This is a genomic window from Pseudomonas sp. Soil_N_39, assembly GCF_057655955.1.
On the sequence record NZ_JBDGLI010000035.1, the window covers coordinates 1 to 23778 of the forward strand.

Here is a 23778-nt window from a genome sequence, read left to right on the forward strand (position 1 = left end):
GATAGCCGCGCTGGGCCATGGATGGCCCTTCGCGGCGGGCCCACGGAGCAATGCCGGAGTGAGGGCATGCCGAGCCTGAGCGAGGCACCAAGTGGTGGGGCAAAGCGTTTTTGGTTACTTTTGGCGCTCTTCCAAAAGTGACCCGCTGTAAAAGCGGAACCATAAGCCGCCGTTACCTAAATAACGGATATACACACCCTACCCTAAACAAAAACTACCACTGCAACGAAATACCACTCTCGAACACCCGCTCCTGCCCCGTAACCGGATCGACAAAACGCAACCCCTGAGCCAGCAGCTTTAGCGGATTGGAGTAATCATCCTCAACATCCCGAAGCACATCAGGATAAAACGGATCGTTGCAGATCCCCGCCCCAAGGGCATTCATGTGAACCCGCAACTGATGCTTCTTACCCGTCACCGGATACAAACCATAACGCCACAACTCGCCATTCCTTTCCAGCACTTCGATGGCCGTTTCGGTATTGGGCTCGCCCGGCCCTTCCTGCATTCGGAAGAACGGTTCGCCATCGATCATTCGGCTTTTATGTACTCGCGGAAAGGTCAACCCAGGCAACGCGCGGGCAATGGCCTGGTAGCGTTTCTCGATCCGCCGCGTCGGAAATAACGACTGATACGCCGAGCGGGTATTCGGGTTGGCCGAAAACAACACCAGCCCAGCCGTATGCCGATCGATGCGGTGCAAGGGCACCAGATGCGGGTTGTCCAGCCGCCGGATCAGCCGTCGCAGCAAGGTTTGTTCGACGTATTCGCCCGCCGGGGTGACAGGCAGGAAATGCGGTTTGTCTGCCACCACCAGATGCTCGTCGGCGTACAGGATCGACTCCACCACCGGAATCGGCTTCTCGTCGGGCACTTCACGGAAGTAGTGGATGCGCAGGCCTTCACGGTACGGCAAGTCGACAGGGATGGCCTTGCCCTCCCCGTCCAATACCCGTCCCCGGGCGATCCGGTCCAGCCACTGCTCGCGACTGATGGCGCTGAAATGCTCGCACAAGCACTCCAGCACCGTCGACCAGGAACCGGGCGGCAGATACAGCGTACTGGCCTGATGATGAGCGGCGGAAAACAATGAACCGGACATTGAAAACTCTTGGGCGTTTTACAGGGCGGCATTATCCGACAGTCGCATCGGTCAGCCCAGCGATGATTGCTTCACGCCGTGACTGACGTCGATTTGGCAGCCGCTTCGGTGAACTCCTTCAACCAGCGCAGCACTTCCACCGCCTCCCAGCGACCTGGATCGTACAGCGCGTACAGCAAGCCCTGGTAACCCACCACATCCAACTGCTTGTGATAGCCGGCACGCTGGAACAACGCTTCGATCTCGGCGAAACAGGTGTTGAAATGCAGTTTATTGAACGGTGTCTTGCCTTCGGTCACCAAGCCATCCAGACGCAGCTCCAGGACCGCCTCACGCACAACGTCCGCGGACATCCTGTTTACGCTGCTTTTCAGTTGTTCGACATTGACCAAGGGATGCACTCCAGATAACTGTATGAACATACAGTAACCGAAGCAGGCTATTTTCGCCAACCGCAGTATCAGAAACTGACGGACGAGCCACTCAGCGGAGAAAGGTCACGATCTGTTCGGCGCCGAAAGGCCAGTCCAGCTCAGCACCAGTATCGATCCTGCGCAGGACCGGGATACGTAACTCATAGGCTTCGAAAAAGGTCTCGTCCTCGGCGATATCCACCAGCTCCACCAACAATCCATGTTCGACGAAAGGCATCAGTTCAGCTTCGGCGACTTCGCAAAGATGACACCCCAGGGTGCCGAACAACTGGCATTCAGGAAGCATGGCGGGTAGACCCAAAAAAGATAGACGGTCATTCTAGGCCCGCCTCGGAAAACCGTCGAGTCACTGGCTCGCTTCAGGGTGTTTCGGTAAAACGCTGATGCAAATCACTGAACATAAATGCTTTTCCAGCGACGCTTGTCACGGTTTCCCCTCTACGCTGTGCGTTGTAGCCTTGAAACGGAGTTCCCCTTGTTTGCCAACCTGCTGATCATCCTCGCTTCGTCCCTGGTGGTCATCGCCCTGTTCCGGCGGCTGCGCCTGCCCCCCGTGCTGGGCTATCTCTGCGTCGGGCTGGCGGTGGGGCCGACCGCGCTGGACTGGGTCAACGACAGCGAAGAACTGCCAGACCTGGCCGAGCTCGGGGTGGTGTTCCTGTTGTTCTCGTTGGGACTGGAGTTTTCCCTGTCGAAAATGCTCGAGCTGCGTCGGGTCGTGTTCGGCCTCGGCAGCCTGCAAGTGTTGTGCTCGGGAGCGCTGCTGGCGGGATTGCTGGCCGTGTGCGGCGCGCCGGTGATCGCCGCGTTGCTGCTCGGTGCGGGGCTGGCCTTGTCCTCCACCGCCATTGTCAGCAAGGAGTTGACCAGCCTGGGCGAGATCTTCAGCAGCCACGGCCAGAACGCCATCGGTGTGTTGTTGTTCCAGGACGTCGTCGCAGTGCTGCTGTTGACCCTGGTGCCGGTCTTCGCCGGCAGCAGCGAGCACCCGTGGTACTGGGCGCTACCGCTGACCCTGGGCAAGACCCTGGTGTTGTTCGGGGGCCTGCTGCTGGCCAGCCGGCTGCTGTTGCCCCGGCTGTTCCATGAGGTAGCGGCGTCCCGCTCCGCAGAACTGTTCGTGCTGCTGGCCCTGGTGATCGTATTGCTGACGGCATGGCTGACCCACCTGCTCGGCTTGTCGCCGGCCCTGGGGGCTTTCCTGGCAGGCATGTTGCTGGGGGAAAGCCACTACCGCCATCAGATCGAAGCCGACATACGCCCATTCCGCGACATCCTGCTGGGGCTGTTTTTCGTCAGCATCGGCATGCTGATCGATCTGCAGCTGTTCCTCGATGACGGCCTGCTGATCCTGGGATTGACCCTCGGCTTGATGCTTATCAAGGGTTGCGTGGTCGCCACCCTGGTGAAATGGCGCGGCAGTGATGGGGAAACCGCCTGGCGCAGTGGCCTGGCCCTGGCCCAGGGCGGCGAATTCTGTTTTGCCTTGATGGCGCTGATGCAGCAGAACCGTCTCATGCCTGCCGACATCAGCGGCCTGCTGCTGGCCGCGACATTCTGCTCGATGCTGCTGACCCCGCTGTTGCTGCGCGCGGCGCCACGCATCGCCGCGCGCCTGCATCGCAAACCCAACGAAGAGGCGCAACTGGAGCAGATCAGCGCACTCAATGCCGGCTTGTCGGATCACGTGGTGATTTGCGGCTACGGCCGCGTCGGCCAGTCCATAGGGCGCTTCCTGCGCCGCGAAGGCCAGGCGTTCGTCGCCCTGGATGACGACCCGGTGATCATCCAGGAAGCCACCGTCGGGGAAAACTGCGTGCATTACGGCGATTCGCGACGGGGTGACCTGCTCACCGCCGTTGGCTTGAGCCGCGCCAGGCTGTTGGTGATCGCAGTGGACAAGACCGACATCGCCATCACCGTGCTCAAGGCGGCCCGACGGGTCAACCAACAGGTGCCGATCCTGGTGCGCACCCGTGACGACAGCCAATTGGCCGAGTTACAGGCAGCCGGGGCCAGCGAAGTGGTCCCGGAGCTGCTGGAATCGAGCCTGATGCTGGCGTCCCACGCCCTGATCATGCTCGGCCTGCCCGAGCAGCAAGTCCGGCATCATGTGGATCAGGTTCGTCACGACCGTTATCGCCTGCTCCATGGTTTTTACCCGGGCAACCAGGACAAGGAACCTTAGTGCGCCGATCAGTCCTGGCTGACTGCGCCGATCTTGTGAATCGACAGGTCGGCACCGTAATACTCTTCTTCCTGGCTCAAGCGCAGTCCCAGCACGGCCTTGATCGCGCCATAGACCGCAAACCCGCCAGCCAGGGCGACGACAACACCCAGTGCAGTGCCAATCAACTGGCTGATCAGGCTAACCCCACCCAGGCCGCCGAGGGCACCCTGGCCAAAGATGCCACAGGCAATGCCACCCCAGACGCCGCACAGCCCGTGCAGCGGCCAGACGCCGAGCACATCGTCGATCTTCCACTTGCCCTGAGCCGCCGTGAAGCACCAGACAAACAAAGCACCGGCAATGGCACCCGTGGCCAGCGCACCCACCGGGTGCATCAGGTCGGAACCGGCACAGACCGCCACCAGCCCGGCCAGCGGGCCGTTGTGCAGGAAGCCTGGGTCATTGCGCCCGACAATCAAGGCCGCCACGGTACCGCCTACCATGGCCATCAACGAATTGACCGCCACCAGCCCGCTCACCCCAGGCAGGGTCTGGGCACTCATCACGTTGAACCCGAACCAGCCGACAATCAGGATCCACGAGCCCAAGGCCAGGAATGGAATGCTCGAAGGCGCGAACGCCACCAGGCGACCGTCCCGGTAGCGGCCATTGCGGGGGCCGAGCAAAAGCACCGCGGCCAACGCCAGCCAACCGCCCATGGCATGCACCACCACAGAGCCGGCGAAGTCATGGAAACTGGCGCCGAACCGGGCTTGCAGCCAGGCCTGCAGGCCGAAATTGCCGTTCCAGACCAAGCCTTCGAAGAACGGATAGACAAACGCCACGATCAGCACTGTGGCGCACAACTGCGGGGCGAACCGCGCACGCTCGGCAATACCGCCGGAAATGATGGCCGGGATCGCGGCGGCAAAGGTCAACAGGAAGAAGAACTTCACCAGGCTGTAGCCATGATCGGTGCTGAGCACCGCCGCTGGCTGCAGGAAGGTCACACCGTAGGAAATCCAGTAGCCTACAAAGAAATAGGCCAGGGTCGAGACCGCGAAATCGCTGAGGATCTTCGACAGCGCATTGACCTGGTTTTTTTGCCGGACCGTTCCCACCTCAAGAAAGGCGAAGCCGGCATGCATGGCCAGGACCATGACGGCGCCGAGCAGGATGAACAGCGTGTTGGAGCTGTGGACCAGACTGTCCACGGCACTTTGCATATTTTCCATGGGTTGGCAGACCTGAAAAAGTTGAAAAAAGCACCAAACCGGCTCATCCACCCCACAAGCGCACCAAGTTGAAACGATTCGTCGGCCGAACGCAGGCCAACGAACCGCTTTGGTGCGCCACAACGGGCAAAACGAAGCCCCGCTTGGAGCTGCTTCGCGGGTTTTGATTATTTGGGTTAAGGTTTTGCGGGCTTGCGCCCAGCTTCAGCGCACTGGCGCAGGCTGACGCACCAGTACATGGCAGATGCCTGAGCAAAAGTTGTACCAGTCACTTTCACTGAACCTTCCAGCAAGGCTCATACTCGAACGCTTCAGACGTCACTTACGGAGATTCACCCATGGCCAGAACCCAGGCAAAGACTGCTCAAGACATCCTGATGGAAGATTTCCAGACGCTGGTCAGCGACACGGAGCGCTTGCTCGATCACACCGCGACGCTGGCAGGCGATCAAGCCGATGCGCTGCGCAGCCAGATCCACGAAACCCTCCTGCGCGCCCGCGAGACGCTCAAGCTGACTGAAGACTCCATGCGCGAACGTGGCCAGGCTGCGGTAGTCGCCACTGAGGAATATGTACAGGCCAACCCTTGGCAATCGGTAGGCATTGCCGCGGGCGTTGGTTTTCTGATCGGTCTGCTGGCGACACGGCGCTGATCATGGGTATCGACGAATCCGGCTCGTCCGAAGCGGGCACACAACCTACAGCACGCCGCCTGGGCGCGGCGTTTCTTGGCTTGCTACACAGCCACGTCGAATTGTTCGGCATGGAGTTGCAGGAACAGAAGGCCCGCACCGTCAGCCTCCTGCTGTTCGCCGGTCTTGCACTGGTGTTCGGCTTGCTGCTGCTGGTCGGGCTTTCGGCGCTGGTGCTGATCCTGGTCTGGGACACCTATCGTCTGTCGGGCATTATCGGCCTGTGCTTGTTTTATCTGCTGGCGGCGCTGTTCTGCGGTCTGCGGCTCAAGGCAGCGATCTACGACGAGTCCTCCCCTTTCAACGCCACCCTCGAAGAACTGGCCAATGACCGGGAGCGCCTGCTGCCATGAGCCTGCCTGATATCCCTCAAGCCCGGACACGACAGGAAATGCGCAAGGCACTGGTGCGCCTGCGCATGGAAATGCACCGCCAGGAAATCCGCCAGGAGACGCGCCAATTGCTGCAGCCCTTGCAACGGGTGCGCGGCTTGACGCAAAGCTGGCACGAAGGTTTCGGCATCAAGCATGCGCCACTGTGGGGCGTAGCGGCGGTGTCCCTGCTCGGTTTCCTAACCGGAAAACGGACCCGCCATGGCGGTGGCGGTGGTTTAACTGGCCTGATCCGCCTGGCAACGACATTGCTGCCGCTGGTCAAGCTGGCCAAGGACCTGCGCAAACCCTGAAGGGATCGTGGAGCAAGCGCTGTGTAGGAGCTGTCGAGTGCAACGAGGCTGCGATCTTGTCCCAGCCAATTGAATCCTGAGTGAACGAAAAGATCGCAGCCTTCGGCAGCTCCTACCCGCATAAGCCTTGCAGGGCGACCCACGAACCGGGAAGCTAGGGCATCGACATCATCGAACGGAGCAACCGGCCTTGGATTGGCATACCCTGCTGACTCGCGAACGTCTCGGAAAACCGCTGCATAGCCCGCAAGAACTGGGCCGTAGTCCCTTCCACAAAGACCACGACCGCATCATCTTTTCCGGTGCCTTCCGCCGCCTCGGGCGCAAGACGCAAGTGCATCCGGTTTCCAGCAACGACCACATCCACACGCGCCTGACCCATTCCCTGGAAGTCAGTTGCGTCGGGCGCTCCCTGGGCATGCGCGTGGGAGAAACCATCCGCAATGCCCTGCCCGACTGGTGCGAGCCAAGCGACCTGGGCATGGTGGTGCAATCGGCTTGCCTGGCACACGACATTGGCAACCCGCCGTTCGGTCATTCCGGCGAGGACGCCATTCGTTATTGGTTCCAGCAGGCCGCCGGGCGTGGTTGGCTTGATGCGATGAGCGAAGCCGAGCGCAACGACTTCCTCAATTTCGAAGGCAACGCCCAAGGCTTCCGCGTCCTCACCCAACTTGAATACCACCAGTTCGACGGCGGAACCCGGCTGACCTATGCCACCCTCGGCACGTACCTGAAATACCCCTGGACTGCCCGCCACGCCGATTCCCTGGGCTACAAGAAGCATAAGTTCGGTTGCTACCAGAGCGAACTGCCACTGTTGGAACAGATCGCCCATAAACTGGGTTTGCCACAGATCGAGGATCAACGCTGGGCACGGCATCCGCTGGTTTACCTGATGGAGGCCGCCGATGACATCTGCTATGCGCTGATCGACCTGGAAGACGGCGTGGAGATGGATCTGCTGGAATACCCACAGGTGGAATCGCTGCTCCTGGACCTGGTGGGCGACGATCTTCCGGACACCTACCGGCAACTGGGGCCACTGGACTCGCGACGGCGCAAACTGGCGATCCTGCGGGGCAAGGCCATCGAACACCTGACCAACGCCGCCGCCCGGGCGTTTGTCGAGCAGCAGGAAGCGTTGCTTGCCGGCACTCTGCCAGGGGACCTGGTGGAGCATATGCACGGCCCGGCAAAACGCTGCGTGTTGAATGCCAAGGACATGGCGCGCCGGAAAATCTTCCAGGACAAGCGCAAGACCCTGCATGAGATCGGCGCCTACACCACGTTGGAAATCCTGCTCAACGGCTTTTGCGGCGCCGCCCTCGAACAGCACGGTGGCCGCACGCCTTCGTTCAAGAATCGGCGCATCCTCGACCTGCTGGGGAACAATGCGCCAGATCCCAACGGCCCTTTGCATGGCGCATTCCTGCGAATGATCGACTTCATCGCCGGCATGACTGACAGCTATGCCAGCGAAATGGCCCAGGAGATGACCGGCCGCACGCGCCAATAAAATATACCTTGGCACATCCTACATCGATGCACACACGTCCACCGCCATCGCGAGCAAGCTCGCTCCCACAGGGGATTGGCGGTGCATGTGGATTTTGTAGCACCATCCCACATGGAGTTTGAATAAATGTATGGCTTACGCAAACCTTGATTAAAGCGCGTCCTTTGTTTGCACAAACAACACAATCAAAGAAATATCCTTCCACACACTGCCAACATCTCCCCTCTTATTGTCATCCACCTACTAAAAAACCGATTACACCGTAATATCTTGCCTCTTTTTTTGTAGGAAACTTCTGAAATTGAAGTTGCATGCCCGTCTCTTCGTACGGCCCCGGCTGTAAGTGGGCTAAGGTGCGCGCTTTATTTAAGTTCGCAGGGTAATTTATTCATGAACTCCGTTTTCATTGTCGACGATCATCCGGTCATCCGCCTCGCCGTTCGCATGCTCCTGGAACATGAGGGCTATAAGGTCGTAGGAGAAACTGACAACGGCGTCGACGCGATGCAAATGGTGCGCGAATGCATGCCAGACCTGGTTATCCTGGACATCAGCATCCCCAAACTTGACGGGCTGGAAATTCTGTCGCGCTTCAACGCCATGACCACGCCGCTCAAGACACTGGTGCTCACGGCACAATCGCCGACGCTCTTTGGTATCCGATGCATGCAATCCGGCGCCTCTGGTTACGTGTGCAAACAGGAAGACCTCAGCGAACTTGTCAGCGCGATCAAAGCGGTATTGTCCGGCTATAACTACTTTCCCAGCCAGGCGCTGAACCCGGTACGCCCGGATGACCCGCGCAGCATAGAGCTGGACCTGTTCAAAAGCGTCAATGATCGGGAACTGATGGTACTGCAACTTTTTGCCCAAGGCCGGACCAACAAGGAAATAGCCAAGGGGATGTTTCTCAGCAATAAAACCGTCAGCACTTATAAAAAGCGCCTGATGCAGAAACTCAAGGTCAAGTCCCTGGTCGAGCTGATTGAAATGGCGAAGCGCAACGCGCTGGTGTGAGAAAACAGGATGCTCAGACGCATAACCGAATGCCTCCTGCTGATCAGCGCAGCGTTATATACAGGAGTGCTCGCGGCGACACCGGATGCGCCCGCGCAGTACACGCTGCTAGGGCGTTCGTCCATGGCTCAGGCCGAGATCAAGCTCGATGATGTCCACCGCGCCTGGCTAAAAAGCCGGCAGGAACTGGTCCTGGGAACTTCCGCACCGGATTACCCGCCCTTCGATCTCTCCGCCAGCGGACGCGACTACGAGGGCCTGACCGCCGACTATGCCAACATCCTCGCCAAGGCCACCGGCCTGCCCATGAGTGTCCTGCGTTTCGCTTCCCGTGAGGCAGCCATGGCGGCGCTCAAGGATGGGAAAATCGATATGCTGGGCACCGCCAACGGTTTCGAGGCCCGCGACCCCGAGATTGAGCTCTCGACGCCATACGCAGTGGACCAACCCGTGCTCGTCACCCGAACGAATGAAAGCCGATCCTTGAATGAAGACCTCAAGGGGTTGCGGCTGAGTATGGTCTATCACTACCTGCCCTTGCGGGAAATCGAAAAACTCTACCCCAAGGCAATCATCACCACCTATCCGTCCTACCAGAACGCCATCAACGCTGTCGCCTTTGGCCAGGCCGATGTATTTCTCGGCGATACCCTGTCCACCCACTACATGATCAGCAAGGGTTACTTGAGCAATATCCGTATGGCCAGCTTCGGCAAACATGAATCCTATGGATTCGGTTTCGCCGTACGCCGTGGCGATACCCGTCTGCTGGACATCATCAACGCTACGCTGAACCAGGTTCCCATCGCCGAACAGGCCGCCATTTCCAAGCGCTGGAGCGCAGGCAGCGACCTGTACCTCACAGACCACCGGGTACAACTGACCGACCGCGAGCAACGCTGGCTGGCCCGGCATCCGGTAGTCCGGGTGGCGGTAAACGAAACCTCCGCCCCCTTCACCTTCTTCGATTCGGACGGTGATTTTCGCGGCATCAGCGCCGACCTGCTGGAACTGATCCGGTTGCGCACCGGCCTGCGCCTGGACATCCAGCGCCATCAGAACGACAGTGAAATGATTGCCGCAGTCCTGAACGATCAAGCCGACATGATCGCCGCACTGTTGCCCAGCAGTGAACGGCAACGCCAGTTGAAATTCAGCCGTCCCTACGTCGACAGCTCGTTCGTTCTATTGACCCGCAAGCCGTCCGACACGCCCACCACACTGGATCAATTCGGCCACGCCAGCGTGGCGATCGCCAAGGGTAATCCGGTCATTGAATGGCTGCGCAGCCAGTACCCGAGCATCCAGATCATCGAAACGGACGGCCCCTTACGCGCCGTAGACATGCTCGCCCATGGCCAGGTCGACGGCAGCGTGCACTCGCAGGTGATGGCCAACTACTTCATTTCCTCCCATGCGTGGCGGGACAGGTTGCAGATCAGCAGCACGGTGGGCACCCAACAGGCGCTGTTCGCGCTGGCCACGGCCAAAAACGCCAGCGAGTTGAACGCCATCCTCGACAAGGCCCTGACCAGCATCGACCCCGACGAGCTGGGCGTCATCAACAACCGCTGGCGCGGTTACGTCTCTCCCTCGGAACACACCTGGCGCACCTATAACCGCCTGTTCTTCCAGGTCGTCGCGGGCGTCGGCCTATTGCTGCTGCTTTCCCTGGCGTGGAACGCCTACATGCAGCGCCAGATCAGGCAGCGTCAACGGGCAGAACTGGCCCTCAACGATCAACTCGAATTCATGCATTCGCTGCTTAATGGCACCCCCCACCCTATTTACGTGAGGGATCGCAACGGCATCCTGCAAAGCTGCAACGACAGTTACCTGGAAGCGTTCAACGCCAGGCGCGAAGACATCATCGGCAAGGACTCGATGCCAGGCTCCATGAGCAACGCCTTCGAAGCGCAGGAATACCAGGCGGACTACCAGCGCGTCATGGCCGAAGGCACTGCCCTGATCGTCGACCGTCCCCTGCACATCGGCGACCGTAAACTGACGATCTATCACTGGATCCTTCCCTACCGAAACTCAGCCGCGCAAGTGCAAGGCATCATCGGCGGCTGGATCGACATCAGTGAACGCCGGCAGCTGTTCGAGGAACTGCGCGCATCCAAGCAACGGGCCGATGACGCGAACCGCGCCAAAAGCACGTTCCTGGCCACCATGAGCCATGAAATCCGCACCCCGATGAACGCGGTGATCGGCATGCTCGAGCTGGCCCTGAAACACGCCGACAAAGGCCACGTGGACCGTTCGACCATTGCAGTCGCGTACGAGTCGGCTTCCGGCATGCTCGAACTGATAGGCGACATCCTGGACATCGCCCGTATCGAATCCGGCCATTTGAGCCTGGCCCCCGAACGCGTCAACCTCAGGGCCCTGCTGCAATCGGTCATACGGGTCTTCGAGGGAGTGGCCCGGCAGAAAAACCTGGCGTTGTCGCTACAGTTCGACACCGCCGAGGGCAATCCTGACGTGTTGATAGACCCCTTGCGATTCAAGCAGGTGCTGTCGAACCTGATCAGCAATGCCCTCAAATTCACCGAGCAGGGCCAGGTCGTGGTCAAGGTAAGGCTGTCGCCAACCGAACGGAACGATGTGCTGCACATGCATCTGGAGGTCAACGACAGCGGCATCGGCATCGGCCCGGCCGACCTGCAACGCTTGTTCGAACCTTTTGCCCAGGTCGATAACACCAGCCGGATGGCCCGCAAAGGCGCGGGACTGGGGCTGGTGATCAGTCGTAACCTATGCCGGATGATGGGCGGTAGCCTGCACATGAGCAGCCAACCCGGCTTCGGTACCCAAGTCCTGGTCCGCCTGCAACTCACCGTCCTGTCAACGGCGCCGCTTAGCGTTCCACTTGAACCGGTCATCGAAACGGCCCAGGCCGCCTTGAACGTCCTGATCGTGGACGATCACCCCGCCAATCGCCTGCTGATGTCCCAGCAATTGGAATACCTCGGCCATCACTACCAGGTCGCCCATGATGGTGCCCACGGGCTCGAGGTCTGGCAAAAAGGCCATTTCGATCTTGTCATCGCCGATTGCAACATGCCCATCATGAGCGGTTACGAACTGGCCCGGTCGATTCGTCGCGAGGAGTCCGAACAGCGGCGGCCGCCCTGCACCCTCCTGGGGTTCACCGCCAATGCCCAGCCGGAGGAAAAACAACGCTGCCAGGACGCTGGAATGGATGACTGCCTGTTCAAACCGATCAGCCTGAGTGCCCTGAGCCAATGGATCAAGACGGTCAAACCCAGCGGTCGCCCGGCGGCTTTCAGCGTGCACAGCCTCCAGGCGTTGACCGGCGGCGACCCTACGTCCAACCGGCGCCTGCTGGCGGAACTACTCAGCAGCAGTCGCTCGGACCGCCAGGAGTTGCTCGACGTCGCCCAGGACGCAAACCGGCAAGCGCTGACCGAAACGGCGCACAAGATAAAAGGCGTCGCCCGCATCGTCCAGGCGACCACGCTGATCCAGCGGTGCGAGGCATTGGAGCAGGCGTGTCATCAGGCACAGGCACCTGAACGAATCAGCGACTGCATCGACGCCCTCGACCGCGCCATGAGCGAACTGGAGCAGGCTCTGCAAACGGAGATCGCCAAGGCAAAATAATCCAGCATTTACTATGCTATTCGCTCAGCAGTGCGTACCTGGGGGGTTCTCGATCGGTTTCCCTTGCACGCGGGGATACCCATCGAGAACGCCCCTGACACTTGGAGTGACTGCAATGCCCAGCGCACCGCGTCCGGACAAACGCCGGTTCCCCCTGCACGTCCATATCAGCGTGATGTTTACCCTGCTTTTGTTGTTGACCGGCGTGGTGCTGGGTATTTTCAATTACCGACAAACCACGCAAATCATCCTGTCCAGCAGTGAAAAACTGTTCAACCGCATTGAACAGGATGTGCGCCTGGATTTGTATGACACCTACGAACCCATCCGCCACCTGTTGAGCCTGCTGGCCGACTACCCGGCGACACGCACGCCGCAGATGGCGCAACGCCTGGCCCTGCTCGTGCCTTTCAGCCAGGCATTGCGGGACAACCCGAACCTGGCATCGTTGTACCTGGGCGATCAGCGCGGTAATTTCCTGATGGTCCGGCCACTGCGCACCCCCGCCCTGAAAACCGCCCTGCTGGCACCCACCGGGGCGGCCTATCAGGTCTGGACCGTGGAGCGAGACACCGAGCAAGGCCCGGTTCATTCCGAGTCGCTGTTCTACGACGAGACCCTGACGCTCATCGAGCGCCGGGACATGGCCGACGAAACCTACGATCCGCGCAGCCGCGACTGGTTTCGCAGCGCCGCCGGCAGCACCGAGCAGATCACTACCGAGCCCTACGTTTTTTTCTCGACCCATAACGTCGGCACCACCCTGGCCCGGCGTAGCGGCGAGCAGGCAGTCATCGGCGCCGACCTGACCCTGGCGGCCCTGTCCCAGACCCTGGCCAAGCACAAGGTGACCACTGGCACCGAGATCGTATTGCTCGATCCCAAGGGCAATGCCGTGGGTTATCCCGACAGCGACCGGCTGCTCACCGACGCCCGGTCAGCGCGACTGATCAAGGCCCGCGACCTCAGCCCGGCCGTCGCCGCCGTCCTCGACGACAACGCTGACACGACCCGCTTGGAAGCGGCCGGACGCCAGTGGATCGTCTCGCGCAGCCACATGCAGGAAGGCGGCCCCCAAGGCCTGGAACTGGCGTTACTGGTGCCTGAAGACGAGCTGCTGGACAACGCTTATCGCATGCGTTGGCAAGGCGCACTCATCACCCTCGCCACCCTGCTGCTGTGCCTGCCCCTGGGCTGGCTGACATCCAGGATCCTGGTTAAGCCCTTGCGCGAGCTGGTGCAGGAAGCTGACGCCATTCGCAGCTTTGACTTCAACTATCCGGTGTCCCGCCGCTCCCCGGTGCTGGAAGTCGATCAGTTGAGCGTCTCGATGGGGCGCATGAAAGAGACCCTGGCAAGTTTCTTTGAAATCACCGCCAGCCTGCGCGCCGAAACCCGCTTCGCCCCGTTGCTGGAGCGGGTGTTGTTCGAAACCGTGAAAATCGGCCAGGCCCAAGCCGGCCTGATCTACCTGCGTGAGAACGACGAAAATCGGCTCAAGCCCTATGGGCTGGTGATCGATGGCACCCCCAGGGACCTCGACGCCTTCAAGCTGCGCAGTCATGAGCTACAGGCTAGCGACAGCCCGCAATGGCTCCAGCAACTGGCCGTCTCGGACAATCTTGTGACCTCCCTGGGCTTCGAGCAGGCGGCCGACCTGCAAGGCATCCTGCGGGCACTGGACTCGCCTCGGGTCCACCTGATCGGCATCCGCCTGCGCAATCGCCACCAGGAAACCGTCGGCGTCTTGGTGTTGCTGATCACCGACAGCGGCACCGAAGCCGACCTGGAAAAACTCCAGCCCGATCGCATCGCCTTCCTGCAAGCCGTGTCCGGCGCCGCCACCGTGAGCATCGAGGGCCAGCGCCTGCAGGCCAAGCAAAAGCAACTGCTGGACGCCTTCATCCAACTGCTGGCCGGCGCGATCGATGCCAAGAGTCCCTACACCGGCGGCCATTGCCAGCGGGTGCCGGTCCTGACCCTGACGCTCGCCCAGGCCGCCGCCGCCAGCCAGGCACCGGCATTCAGCGCCTATCAACCCACGGAGGATGAATGGGAAGCCCTGCACATCGCCGCCTGGCTGCACGATTGCGGCAAGGTCACCACCCCCGAATACGTCGTCGACAAAGCCACCAAACTGGAAACCCTGAACGACCGGATCCACGAGATACGCACCCGCTTCGAAGTGCTCAAGCGCGACGCCTGGGTCGAGTACTGGCAGGCTGTGGCAAGCGGCGGCGAGTCGTCCTCCCTGGCACAACAGCGGGACGCGACATTGACCGCACTGGATGACGACTTCGCTTTCGTCGCTCGCTGCAACCTGGGCTCCGAAGCCATGGCCGAGGTCGATCTGCAACGCCTGCAACATATCGCTCAACGCCCGTGGACCCGGACCCTCGATGATCGCCTGGGGGTTTCCTGGGAAGAGAACCAGCGCCAGGCCCGCACGTCCAAACCGACACTGCCGGTCACCGAGCCGCTGTTGGCGGACAAGCCCGAGCACCTGATCGAGCGCAACGCGGCCGAACTGATCCCGGCGGACAATCCGTGGGGCTTCCAGCTCGATGTGCCGGTCTGGAAATACAACCGCGGCGAGCTCTACAACCTGAGCATCACGCGAGGCACGCTGACCCGCGAAGAGCGCTACGTCATCAATCACCACATGGTGCAGACGATCCTGATGCTCAGCCAGCTGCCCTTCCCCAGCCACCTGAACAACGTGGCGGAGATCGCCGGCGGGCATCACGAGAAGATGGACGGCAGCGGTTATCCCAAGCGCCTCAAGCGCGAAGAGATGAGCCTGCCGGCACGCATGATGGCCATCGCCGACATTTTCGAAGCACTGACGGCGGCCGACCGACCCTACAAGAAAGCGAAGAAGCTGAGTGAGGCATTGGGCATCATGGCCACCATGTGCCGTGACGCCCATATCGATCCCGAGCTGTTCGGGCTGTTCATCGAAGAAAAGATCTACCTGAGCTACGCCGAGCAGTTCCTCGACCCGCACCAGATCGATGAGGTCGACCCCGACAACCTGCTGCTCAAGGCAGGGCTGAAGGCATGATCAGCAATCCGTCAGGCGCAGGAATATCGCAGCCAACGCCTCAATACCGGCCTGATCATGCTCGCTGAAACGCGCCAGTTTCGGACTGTCCAGGTCGAGCACTCCGATCAGGCGCCCGTCCTTGACCAGCGGCACCACCAGTTCGCTGTTCGACGCGCTGTCGCAGGCGATGTGCCCGGCGAAGGCATGGACATCTTCAACGCGCTGGGTCTGCCGGGTCGCTGCCGCCGTGCCGCACACACCACGGCCAAAGGGAATCCGCACACAGGCGATCTGACCTTGGAACGGTCCCAGGACCAGCTCTTCGTTGCGATTGAGGTAGAAACCGGCCCAATTCAGATCGTCCAACTGACTGGACAGGAAAGCCGAGAACTGCGCGGCGTTGGCGATGAAGTCACGCTCATCGGCCAGCAAGGATTCCAACTGTGCCGATAACAACGCGTAGCCATCGAGGCCAGCACCGGTGCCCTTCAAATCGATCATGCCTTGTGCTCCAACAATTTCAGGCCTACCCAATAACGGGCAAATTGATAAGCGCAACGTCCGTTGCGGTTGCCGCGACCGGTTGCCCAGCGTACCGCCAGCACATCCAACGCTTCGTCGCGCTGCCAGGCCAGCCCGGCCTTGGCCGCCAGTTCGCCGATCCAGTGCTCCACGACGTTGAGGAAATGCTCCTGGGTAAACGGATAAAACGACAGCCACAAGCCAAAGCGATCAGACAAGGCGATCTTGTCCTCAACCGCTTCGCTGGGGTGAAGTTCGCCGTCGACCCGTTTCCAATTCTCGTTGTCGCTCTCTTTTTCCGGCACCAGGTGACGACGGTTGGAGGTGGCATACAGCAGCACGTTATCCGGCGCCTGCTCCAGGGAGCCATCCAACACACTCTTGAGCACGCGGTAATCGCCTTCGCCGGACTCGAACGACAAGTCATCGCAGAACAACACGAAGCGCTGTGGCAGTTTCGCTACCTGCTCGACCACCCGGGGCAGATCAGCCAAGTGATCGCGTTCGATCTCGATCAACCGCAGGCCATGCTGGGCATGTTCGGCCAACAGGGCGCGCACCAGGGACGACTTGCCGGTGCCACGCGAGCCCCAGAGCAAGGCATGGTTGGCCGGCATGCCATCGATGAACTGGCGGGTGTTGCGGCCCAGTTGTTCGACCTGGCGGTCCACGCCGATCAGGTCCGACAGGCGCATGTCGAGGCTGACCTGCAGCGGCAGCAGGTAGCCGCTGCGCCCGTCACGCTGCCAGCGGGCGGCCAGGGTCTGGGTCCAATCGATGGAGGGCCGGGGCGCCGGCAGCAAAGGCTCGATCCGGGCCAGCACGGCATCGGCGCGCTCAAGAAAAGCATTCAATCGCGAGTCCACGTCTTTTCCTCGGACAGGTTCACAGTAATGATGGCGCTCCAGCAACGAAACGCCGTATCCAATGGCGGGTCTACTTCACACAAAACCAACCGGTTGCGCCGGTATTCAGAGATGATCAGCTATGCTTGACCGGCGAAGGGAAACGTAAGTGGTTCATCACTCAATGGACATCAGATTCACCCAACGGCTTTCCTATAAGCAGGCCCGCCTGACCGTCCTGGTGGGCTTCGTGTTGGGCACCTTGCTCAGCCTGATGCAGATCGGCATCGATTATGCCAGCGAAGACGCGTCGATCAACCGTGAAATCCTGTCGCTGCTGGAAATCAGCCACAACCCGGCCTCGCGCATCGCCTACAACATCGACGCCGAACTCGCCCAAGAACTGTCCATGGGTCTGTTGCGCTCACCGGCCATCATCGGCGCCGAGCTGATCGATAACAACAATACCGTGCTGGCCAGCGTCAAGCGGCCCGAGCTGCAAAGCAGCTACCGATTCATCAGCGACTTCCTGTTCGGTGCCCAGCGCCAGTTCGAGGACCGGCTCTACCTGGACCACTTGCCCGCCGAATCCCTGGGCATACTGCGACTGGACGTCGACACCTATGCATTCGGCAGTCGTTTCCTGCGCCGTGCCGAGGTCACCTTACTCAACGGCTTCGCCCGCAGCCTGATCCTGACCGGCCTGCTGCTGGCGCTGTTCTACGTGATGCTGACCAAGCCTCTGGTGCGGGTCATCCGCGAACTGAGCAGCCGCGACCCGAGCAGCAGTGAACAGAACCGTCTGGAATGCCCGGCCGGCCACCAGTCCGATGAAATCGGCGTGCTGGTGTCCGTCGCCAACCAGCAGTTCGAAAATATCTCCACGGAAATCCAACAGCGACGCACGGCCGAAAATCGCCTCACCGAGTACCTTGCGCAACTGGAAAACATCGTCTCGGCACGCACCGCCGAACTCAAGGCCATCAACACCCGCCTCAGCCAGTCCAACGAAGAGCTGGAGGTGGCCCGACGCACGGCCCTGGACATGGCCGAAGCCCGCTCCGTGTTCCTCGCCAACATGAGTCACGAGATCCGCACGCCGCTCAATGGCCTGCTGGGCATGATCGCCCTGTCCTTGGACGGTCCCCTGACGGCCGAGCAACAGCAGCAGCTCTCGATTGCCCATGACTCGGGCAAGGTATTGGTCGAACTGCTCAACGACATCCTCGACCTGTCGAAATTCGACGCCGGTCAACTGGAGCTCGAACGCATCCCGTTCGACCTCGGCGCCCTGGTGGAGGATACCGCCAACCTGCTTTCCCAGAACGCGGCTCCCAGTGTCGAGCTGGCCTGCCTGATCGATCCCCGGTTCCCGGCGCAGGTGCTCGGCGACCCGACCCGGGTGCGCCAGATCGTCAGCAACCTGCTGTCCAACGCCTTGAAGTTCACACGCTTCGGGCGGGTCGACGTGAAGTTGAGCCATTACGAAGGCGGCGTGCGAATCGAAGTCTGCGACACCGGTATCGGCATTCCTCAGGAAGCCCAGGCGAGAATCCTGCAACCGTTCACTCAGGCCGGCGCCGGGATTACCCGTCAGTTTGGTGGCACCGGGCTGGGCTTGGCATTGACCTACAACCTCTGCGAAGCCATGCAGGGCCGGTTGACGATCAGTTCCGAAGCCGGCTTCGGCAGTCAGTTCTGCGCTGACCTGCCCCTGCCTTGTCACCTCCCGGCAACGCCGCTCGAACCGTTGCGCGGCAACGTCGTCGCCATCACCGCCAGCAGCAGCGGCCTGGCCGAGTTGCTGAGCATGCTGTTGCCGGGATGGGGTTTGGATTATGTGCAACGCTCCATCGATGACGGACTGCTGGGGCTCAAACCTGACGTGCTGATTACCGATTGCCCGGAATGCCTGTTCAACCTGCGGCCGACCTTTGATGCGCCGATCCTGCTGGTGACCGCCTATGGCAGCTTCATGCCCGGCGAGGAAGCCGCCGCCCTCGCCCCGCTGATACAACAGGCTCGACCGCTGGCACGCCATGCGCTGTACCAGATCCTGCGGCGCGCCATGCAAAGCGAGGCAACCACCATCAACGATGCACAGATCGAAACCCTGGCGCCGTCCAGGCGCGGACGAGTGCTGCTGGTGGAGGACAATCCGGTCAACCAACTGGTGGCCAAGGGCATGCTGGTGAAACTGGGCTGCGAAGTCACCGTCGCGGCCCACGGCGTCGAAGCCCTGGATCAACTGGAACAGCAGGTGTTCGACCTGGTGTTGATGGACTGCAACATGCCGGTGATGGACGGCTACGAAGCCAGCCGGCAGATTCGCCGCAGCGGGCGCTGGTCGGATCTGCCGATCGTTGCGCTGACGGCCAACGCGATGCCCGAGGAACGTGAGCGCTGCCGGGCCTCTGGCATGAACGATTACCTGTCCAAACCGTTCCGCCGGGAAGAGTTGGCGGCCGTGCTGGACCAGTGGATACCCACTACGTCAGCGCTTTGATCTGGCCCAGCAGATGATCGAGACCGTCCCGCAATGCGCCCAGGCGGTCCAGATCGACGCCGCTGTCGCATAACAGGCGGGCCTTGAGCGGGCCAACCTGTTCGCGCAAAGCCCGTCCCGCAGCCGACAGGCTCAAATGTACCTCCCGCTCGTCCCGGGCCGAACGCTGGCGCTGGACCAGGTCCAACTGCTCCAGGCGCTTGAGCAGCGGCGTCAGCGTGCCGGAATCCAGCAGCAAACGCTCGCCCAGGGCCTTGACCGTCGGCTGCGGCGGAGCCGTGTCTTGCCATTCCCACAACACCAGCATCGCCAGGTATTGCGGATACGTCAGGCCGAGCTGATCGAGCATCGGCTTGTAGCCACGGATCACCGCACGGGAAGCGGCGTACAGCTTGAAGCACAACTGGCTGTCGAGCTTCAGCGAATCGACGGACAGGTCATTCATTTGAGCAGCGCTTCGATCTCACCGGTCAGGTCCTGGGGTTTGGTGGTCGGGGCAAAACGCTTGACCACCTGACCGTCCTTGCCGATCAGGAACTTGGTGAAATTCCACTTGATGCCTTTGGACCCCAGCACGCCGGGGGCTCGCTGTTTAAGCTGGACGAACAGCGGATGGGCGTTGGCGCCGTTGACTTCGATTTTCTTGAACAGCGGAAAACTCACACCGAAGTTCAGTTCGCAGAACTCGGTGATCGCCCCTTCATTTCCCGGCTCCTGCTTGCCGAACTGATTGCAGGGAAAGCCCAGCACCACCAGGCCTTGGTCCTTGTAGGTCTGCCACAACGCCTCAAGCCCTTTGTATTGCGGAGTGAACCCGCACTGGCTGGCGGTGTTGACCACCAGCACAGCCTTGCCGGCGAAATCGGCGAGGGTCTTTTGCTCACCCTTGATGGTGGTGCACGGGATGCTCAGCAGGTTGTCGCTCATGGCAAGGCTCCAGATGGGAAGAAGAGGAAGCCGAAGATAGCGAGCAATTAAATTGCATGCAATTTAATTATCAGAAATTCCCACGTCACAAGCTGTGGGAGCAAGGCTTGCCCGCGATGAAGGCAATGCGATCTTTCAGGGATCGAGGTGCCCTGTTTCGCGAGCAAGCTTTGCTCCCACCGTATTACTCGCGGGGGACCAGATCCAGGCACACCGAGTTGATGCAGTACCGCAAATCCGTGGGCGGCGGGCCGTCGGGGAAGACGTGGCCCAGGTGGGCGTCGCATTTGGCGCAAACCACTTCGGTGCGAATCATGCCGTGGCTGACGTCCCGCACCTCCACCACCGCACTGCCCTCTATCGGCGCGTAGAAACTCGGCCAGCCACAGCCCGAATCGAATTTGGTCTGCGAATCGAACAGCGGCTCGTTGCAGCAGACGCAGTGGTACACACCGTCGGTCTTGGTGGCGTTGTATTTGCCGGAGAATGGCCGCTCGGTGCCCTTCAACCGACAGACGTTGTACTGCTCCGGGTCGAGCATGGCGCGCCATTCTTCAAGGGTTTTCTGCAACTTTTCCATCGTCCTACCTCGGCAACTGAAAAAGCCCGATCCGACGCTTTTCCGCAGATCGGGCGGCACGTATGATTGCGCCTCGTCAGACGCCAGTCTGGCAGTCACGCCATGCGCATTCAAACGGATTGTGGCGCCTACACCGCGTCAGGCCTGGGCACAGACGCAGGATTCCCAGTACGGTAGCTCATACGCCGCCTGGATCGTTCATTTTCGGGAACACATCGCCATGCAGGTCAGCAAATCGAACAAGCTCGCCAACGTCTGCTACGACATTCGCGGCCCGGTGCTCAAGCACGCCAAACGCCTGGAAGAGGAAGGCCATCGCATCCTCAAGCTGAACATCGGCAACCCGGCCCCCTTTGGTTTCGAAGCGCCCGATGAAATCCTCCAGGACGTCATTCGCAACCTGCCGACCGCCCAGGGCTACAGCGACTCCAAGGGCCTGTTCAGTGCGCGCAAGGCCGTGATGCAGTATTACCAGCAGAAGCAGGTCGAAGGAATCGGCATCGAGGACATCTACCTGGGCAACGGCGTGTCCGAGTTGATCGTGATGTCCATGCAGGCCCTGCTCAACAACGGCGACGAAGTCCTGGTGCCAGCACCGGACTATCCGCTGTGGACCGCTGCCGTGAGCCTGTCCGGCGGCAACCCGGTGCATTACCTGTGCGACGAACAGGCCAACTGGTTTCCCGACCTGGCGGACATCAAGGCCAAGATCACGCCCAACACCAAGGCATTGGTGATCATCAACCCGAACAACCCGACCGGCGCCGTGTACTCCCGGGAAGTGCTGCTGGGCATGCTGGAACTGGCCCGCCAGCACAACCTGGTGGTGTTCTCCGACGAGATCTACGACAAGATCCTCTACGACGACGCCGTGCACGTGTGCACCGCCTCCCTGGCACCGGACCTGCTGTGCCTGACCTTCAACGGCCTGTCCAAGTCCTATCGGGTCGCCGGTTTCCGCTCCGGCTGGATCGCCATCTCCGGGCCCAAGCACCATGCCCAGAGTTACATCGAAGGCATCGACATGCTGGCCAACATGCGCCTGTGCGCCAACGTGCCGAGCCAGCATGCGATCCAGACGGCGCTGGGCGGCTACCAGAGCATCAACGACCTGGTCCTGCCCCAGGGCCGGCTGCTGGAACAGCGCAATCGTACCTGGGAACTGCTCAACGACATTCCCGGCGTCAGTTGTGTCAAGCCGATGGGCGCCCTGTATGCCTTCCCACGGATCGACCCGAAGGTCTGCCCGATCCACAACGATGAAAAGTTCGTCCTTGACCTGCTGCTGTCCGAGAAGCTGCTGGTGGTCCAGGGTACGGCGTTCAACTGGCCATGGCCGGACCACTTCCGCGTCGTGACCCTGCCGCGGGTCGATGACCTCGACCAGGCCATTGGCCGGATCGGCAACTTCCTCAAGTCCTACCGTCAATAAGCCAGGCAGCGTGCGAGGCGTCCTCACCTCGCACGCTGTTTGATTCAGCAACATATCCGTTCTGCCGAGTCCGTCGGGCCTTCTACACTGGGGATTGGACGGTTAACGTGCATCTGGGCTCAACGTTCACGGGGGGCAGGCAGCGCATTTCTTTTCCCTGGTCACTTTCAGAAATGTCTTTCAAACATTTAGGACGCCTGTAGGACACAGTTTGAAATAGTCGGCGAGTTGAATAGCCTGCAGCAGCACCTTATATACCCCGCATAACGCTACATCTTTAGCATGAGGAGATTTTCACAACCATGATGCGCATCCTGCTGTTCTTGGCCACTAACCTGGCGGTCGTGCTGATTGCCAGCATCACCCTGAGCCTCTTTGGCTTCAACGGGTTCATGGCGGCCAATGGGGTTGACCTCAACCTCAATCAGCTGCTGATCTTCTGTGCGGTGTTCGGTTTCGCCGGTTCCCTGTTCTCGCTGTTCATCTCCAAGTGGATGGCGAAGATGAGCACCGGCACCCAGATCATCAGCCAGCCGCGCACGCGTCACGAACAATGGCTGCTGCAGACCGTCGAGCAGTTGTCCCGCGAAGCCGGTATCAAGATGCCGGAAGTGGGTATCTTCCCGGCCTACGAGGCCAACGCCTTCGCCACGGGCTGGAACAAGAACGACGCCCTGGTCGCCGTCAGCCAGGGTTTGCTCGAGCGGTTCTCGCCCGATGAAGTCAAGGCCGTGCTGGCCCACGAGATCGGCCACGTTGCCAACGGCGACATGGTGACCCTGGCGCTGATCCAAGGCGTGGTGAACACCTTCGTGATGTTCTTCGCCCGGATCATCGGTAATTTCGTCGACAAGGTGATTTTCAAGAACGAAGAAGGCCAGGGCATTGCCTACTACGTGGCGACGATCTTCGCCGAGCTGGTACTGGGCATCCTCGCCAGCGCCATCGTCATGTGGTTCTCGCGCAAACGCGAGTTCCGCGCCGACGACGCCGGTGCACGCTTGGCCGGCACCAGCGCCATGATCGGTGCCCTGCAACGTCTGCGCGCAGAGCAAGGCTTGCCAGTGCACATGCCCGATACTCTGAACGCCTTTGGTATCAACGGTGGCATCAAGCAGGGCCTGGCACGCATGTTCATGAGCCACCCGCCGCTGGAGGAGCGTATTGACGCACTGCGTCGTCGGGGCTGACAGGTTCGAGCGTCAAGCGTAATGCTGTTCACTTAGAAAAAACGGCGCTTCTTCAGAAATGAGAAGCGCCGTTTTTTTGTTCTCTGTTTTTTAGAGTGGTGTGTATATCCGTTGCTGCGGTAACGGCCACTTAGGGTTCCGCTTTTACAGCGGGTCACTTTTGAAGAGCGCAAAAGTAACCAAAACGCTTCTGCCCCACCACTCGGTGCCTCGCCTAGGCTCGGCATGCCTGAACGAAGGCAT

General features: G+C 60.6%; 20 protein-coding genes and 1 pseudogene. 11 read left to right on the top strand and 10 right to left on the bottom strand.

The features are described 5' to 3' along the window. Nucleotides 1-214: 214 nt before the first annotated feature. From AC3A5O_RS28455 to AC3A5O_RS28465, 3 genes are all read right to left on the bottom strand, one after another. Nucleotides 215-1105 (bottom strand): pseudouridine synthase, encoded by an 891-nt coding sequence (locus AC3A5O_RS28455; protein ID WP_305470326.1) that lies wholly within the window; start codon nt 1103-1105, stop codon nt 215-217. A 71-nt stretch (nt 1106-1176) separates the two neighbouring features. Then, the gene (locus AC3A5O_RS28460) at nt 1177-1497 is read right to left on the bottom strand and encodes a hypothetical protein (protein ID WP_003199451.1); all 321 of its coding nucleotides are present in this window, start codon (nt 1495-1497) and stop codon (nt 1177-1179) included. Between the two features lie 91 nt (nt 1498-1588). Beyond that, nucleotides 1589-1825 (bottom strand): glutaredoxin family protein, encoded by a 237-nt coding sequence (locus AC3A5O_RS28465; protein ID WP_122567853.1) that lies wholly within the window; start codon nt 1823-1825, stop codon nt 1589-1591. Between the two features lie 189 nt (nt 1826-2014). Between AC3A5O_RS28465 and AC3A5O_RS28470 the strand changes: the two genes are divergently transcribed. Further along, nucleotides 2015-3727: a cation:proton antiporter gene (locus AC3A5O_RS28470; protein WP_487754007.1), complete on the top strand. Its 1713-nt coding sequence runs from the start codon at nt 2015-2017 to the stop codon at nt 3725-3727. 8 nt (nt 3728-3735) lie between these two features. Here the strand turns inward: AC3A5O_RS28470 and AC3A5O_RS28475 are convergent, their stop codons facing one another. Next, nucleotides 3736-4944 carry an ammonium transporter gene (locus AC3A5O_RS28475; protein ID WP_122567851.1) on the bottom strand — a complete coding sequence of 403 codons (1209 nt, stop codon included), beginning with the start codon at nt 4942-4944 and terminating at the stop codon, nt 3736-3738. Between the two features lie 338 nt (nt 4945-5282). Here AC3A5O_RS28475 and AC3A5O_RS28480 point away from each other — a divergent pair, with 338 nt between their 5' ends. The 7 genes from AC3A5O_RS28480 to AC3A5O_RS28510 all read left to right on the top strand — a co-directional run bounded on the left by AC3A5O_RS28480 (nt 5283) and on the right by AC3A5O_RS28510 (nt 15551). Further along, on the top strand, nt 5283-5597 hold the full coding sequence (locus tag AC3A5O_RS28480) for an ElaB/YgaM/YqjD family protein (RefSeq protein WP_122567850.1): 315 nt from the start codon (nt 5283-5285) through the stop codon (nt 5595-5597). Nucleotides 5598-5599: 2 nt separating this feature from the next. Then, nucleotides 5600-5989 carry a phage holin family protein gene (locus tag AC3A5O_RS28485; RefSeq protein ID WP_060738527.1) on the top strand — a complete coding sequence of 130 codons (390 nt, stop codon included), beginning with the start codon at nt 5600-5602 and terminating at the stop codon, nt 5987-5989. After that, on the top strand, nt 5986-6321 hold the full coding sequence (locus AC3A5O_RS28490) for a hypothetical protein (protein WP_122567849.1): 336 nt from the start codon (nt 5986-5988) through the stop codon (nt 6319-6321). Before AC3A5O_RS28485 ends, AC3A5O_RS28490 begins: the two co-directional genes overlap by 4 nt. A gap of 190 nt (nt 6322-6511) precedes the next feature. Then, entirely contained in the window at nt 6512-7840 is a 1329-nt protein-coding gene (locus AC3A5O_RS28495; RefSeq protein ID WP_053183171.1) for a deoxyguanosinetriphosphate triphosphohydrolase, read from the top strand. Nucleotides 7841-8230: 390 nt separating this feature from the next. Then, a complete protein-coding gene (locus AC3A5O_RS28500) occupies nt 8231-8857 on the top strand; it encodes a response regulator transcription factor (RefSeq protein ID WP_014337291.1) in 627 nt (208 codons plus the stop codon). A 9-nt stretch (nt 8858-8866) separates the two neighbouring features. Continuing rightward, nucleotides 8867-12487: a transporter substrate-binding domain-containing protein gene (locus tag AC3A5O_RS28505; RefSeq protein WP_487754008.1), complete on the top strand. Its 3621-nt coding sequence runs from the start codon at nt 8867-8869 to the stop codon at nt 12485-12487. A 115-nt stretch (nt 12488-12602) separates the two neighbouring features. Further along, nucleotides 12603-15551: an HD domain-containing phosphohydrolase gene (locus AC3A5O_RS28510; protein ID WP_487754009.1), complete on the top strand. Its 2949-nt coding sequence runs from the start codon at nt 12603-12605 to the stop codon at nt 15549-15551. On the opposite strand, the gene AC3A5O_RS28515 is transcribed toward AC3A5O_RS28510, so the two are convergent. Continuing rightward, the gene (locus AC3A5O_RS28515; RefSeq protein WP_354339694.1) at nt 15552-16034 is read right to left on the bottom strand and encodes a GAF domain-containing protein; all 483 of its coding nucleotides are present in this window, start codon (nt 16032-16034) and stop codon (nt 15552-15554) included. Next, complete coding sequence (locus AC3A5O_RS28520) at nt 16031-16921, bottom strand: ATP-binding protein (RefSeq protein ID WP_122567845.1); 891 nt, start codon at nt 16919-16921, stop codon at nt 16031-16033. The genes AC3A5O_RS28515 and AC3A5O_RS28520 overlap by 4 nt, the downstream gene beginning before the upstream one ends. A gap of 163 nt (nt 16922-17084) precedes the next feature. On the opposite strand from AC3A5O_RS28520, the gene AC3A5O_RS28525 reads away from it, so the two are divergent. Beyond that, nucleotides 17085-19406: a hybrid sensor histidine kinase/response regulator gene (locus AC3A5O_RS28525; RefSeq protein WP_122567844.1), complete on the top strand. Its 2322-nt coding sequence runs from the start codon at nt 17085-17087 to the stop codon at nt 19404-19406. On the opposite strand, the gene AC3A5O_RS28530 is transcribed toward AC3A5O_RS28525, so the two are convergent. The 3 genes from AC3A5O_RS28530 to msrB all read right to left on the bottom strand — a co-directional run bounded on the left by AC3A5O_RS28530 (nt 19390) and on the right by msrB (nt 20913). Next, nucleotides 19390-19851 (bottom strand): MarR family winged helix-turn-helix transcriptional regulator, encoded by a 462-nt coding sequence (locus AC3A5O_RS28530; RefSeq protein ID WP_122567843.1) that lies wholly within the window; start codon nt 19849-19851, stop codon nt 19390-19392. The genes AC3A5O_RS28525 and AC3A5O_RS28530 overlap by 17 nt on opposite strands. Next, nucleotides 19848-20333 carry a glutathione peroxidase gene (locus tag AC3A5O_RS28535; RefSeq protein ID WP_003199416.1) on the bottom strand — a complete coding sequence of 162 codons (486 nt, stop codon included), beginning with the start codon at nt 20331-20333 and terminating at the stop codon, nt 19848-19850. The genes AC3A5O_RS28530 and AC3A5O_RS28535 overlap by 4 nt, the downstream gene beginning before the upstream one ends. Before the next feature lie 184 nt (nt 20334-20517). Continuing rightward, nucleotides 20518-20913 (bottom strand): peptide-methionine (R)-S-oxide reductase MsrB, encoded by a 396-nt coding sequence (gene msrB, locus AC3A5O_RS28540; RefSeq protein WP_122567842.1) that lies wholly within the window; start codon nt 20911-20913, stop codon nt 20518-20520. A gap of 220 nt (nt 20914-21133) precedes the next feature. Here msrB and AC3A5O_RS28545 point away from each other — a divergent pair, with 220 nt between their 5' ends. Beyond that, a complete protein-coding gene (locus AC3A5O_RS28545) occupies nt 21134-22345 on the top strand; it encodes a pyridoxal phosphate-dependent aminotransferase (RefSeq protein WP_018603142.1) in 1212 nt (403 codons plus the stop codon). A gap of 302 nt (nt 22346-22647) precedes the next feature. Then, a complete protein-coding gene (gene htpX, locus AC3A5O_RS28550) occupies nt 22648-23535 on the top strand; it encodes a protease HtpX (protein ID WP_003183732.1) in 888 nt (295 codons plus the stop codon). 32 nt (nt 23536-23567) lie between these two features. On the opposite strand, the pseudogene AC3A5O_RS28555 reads toward htpX, so the two are convergent. Next, a pseudogene (locus AC3A5O_RS28555) lies at nt 23568-23778 on the bottom strand (hypothetical protein); the annotation flags it as partial.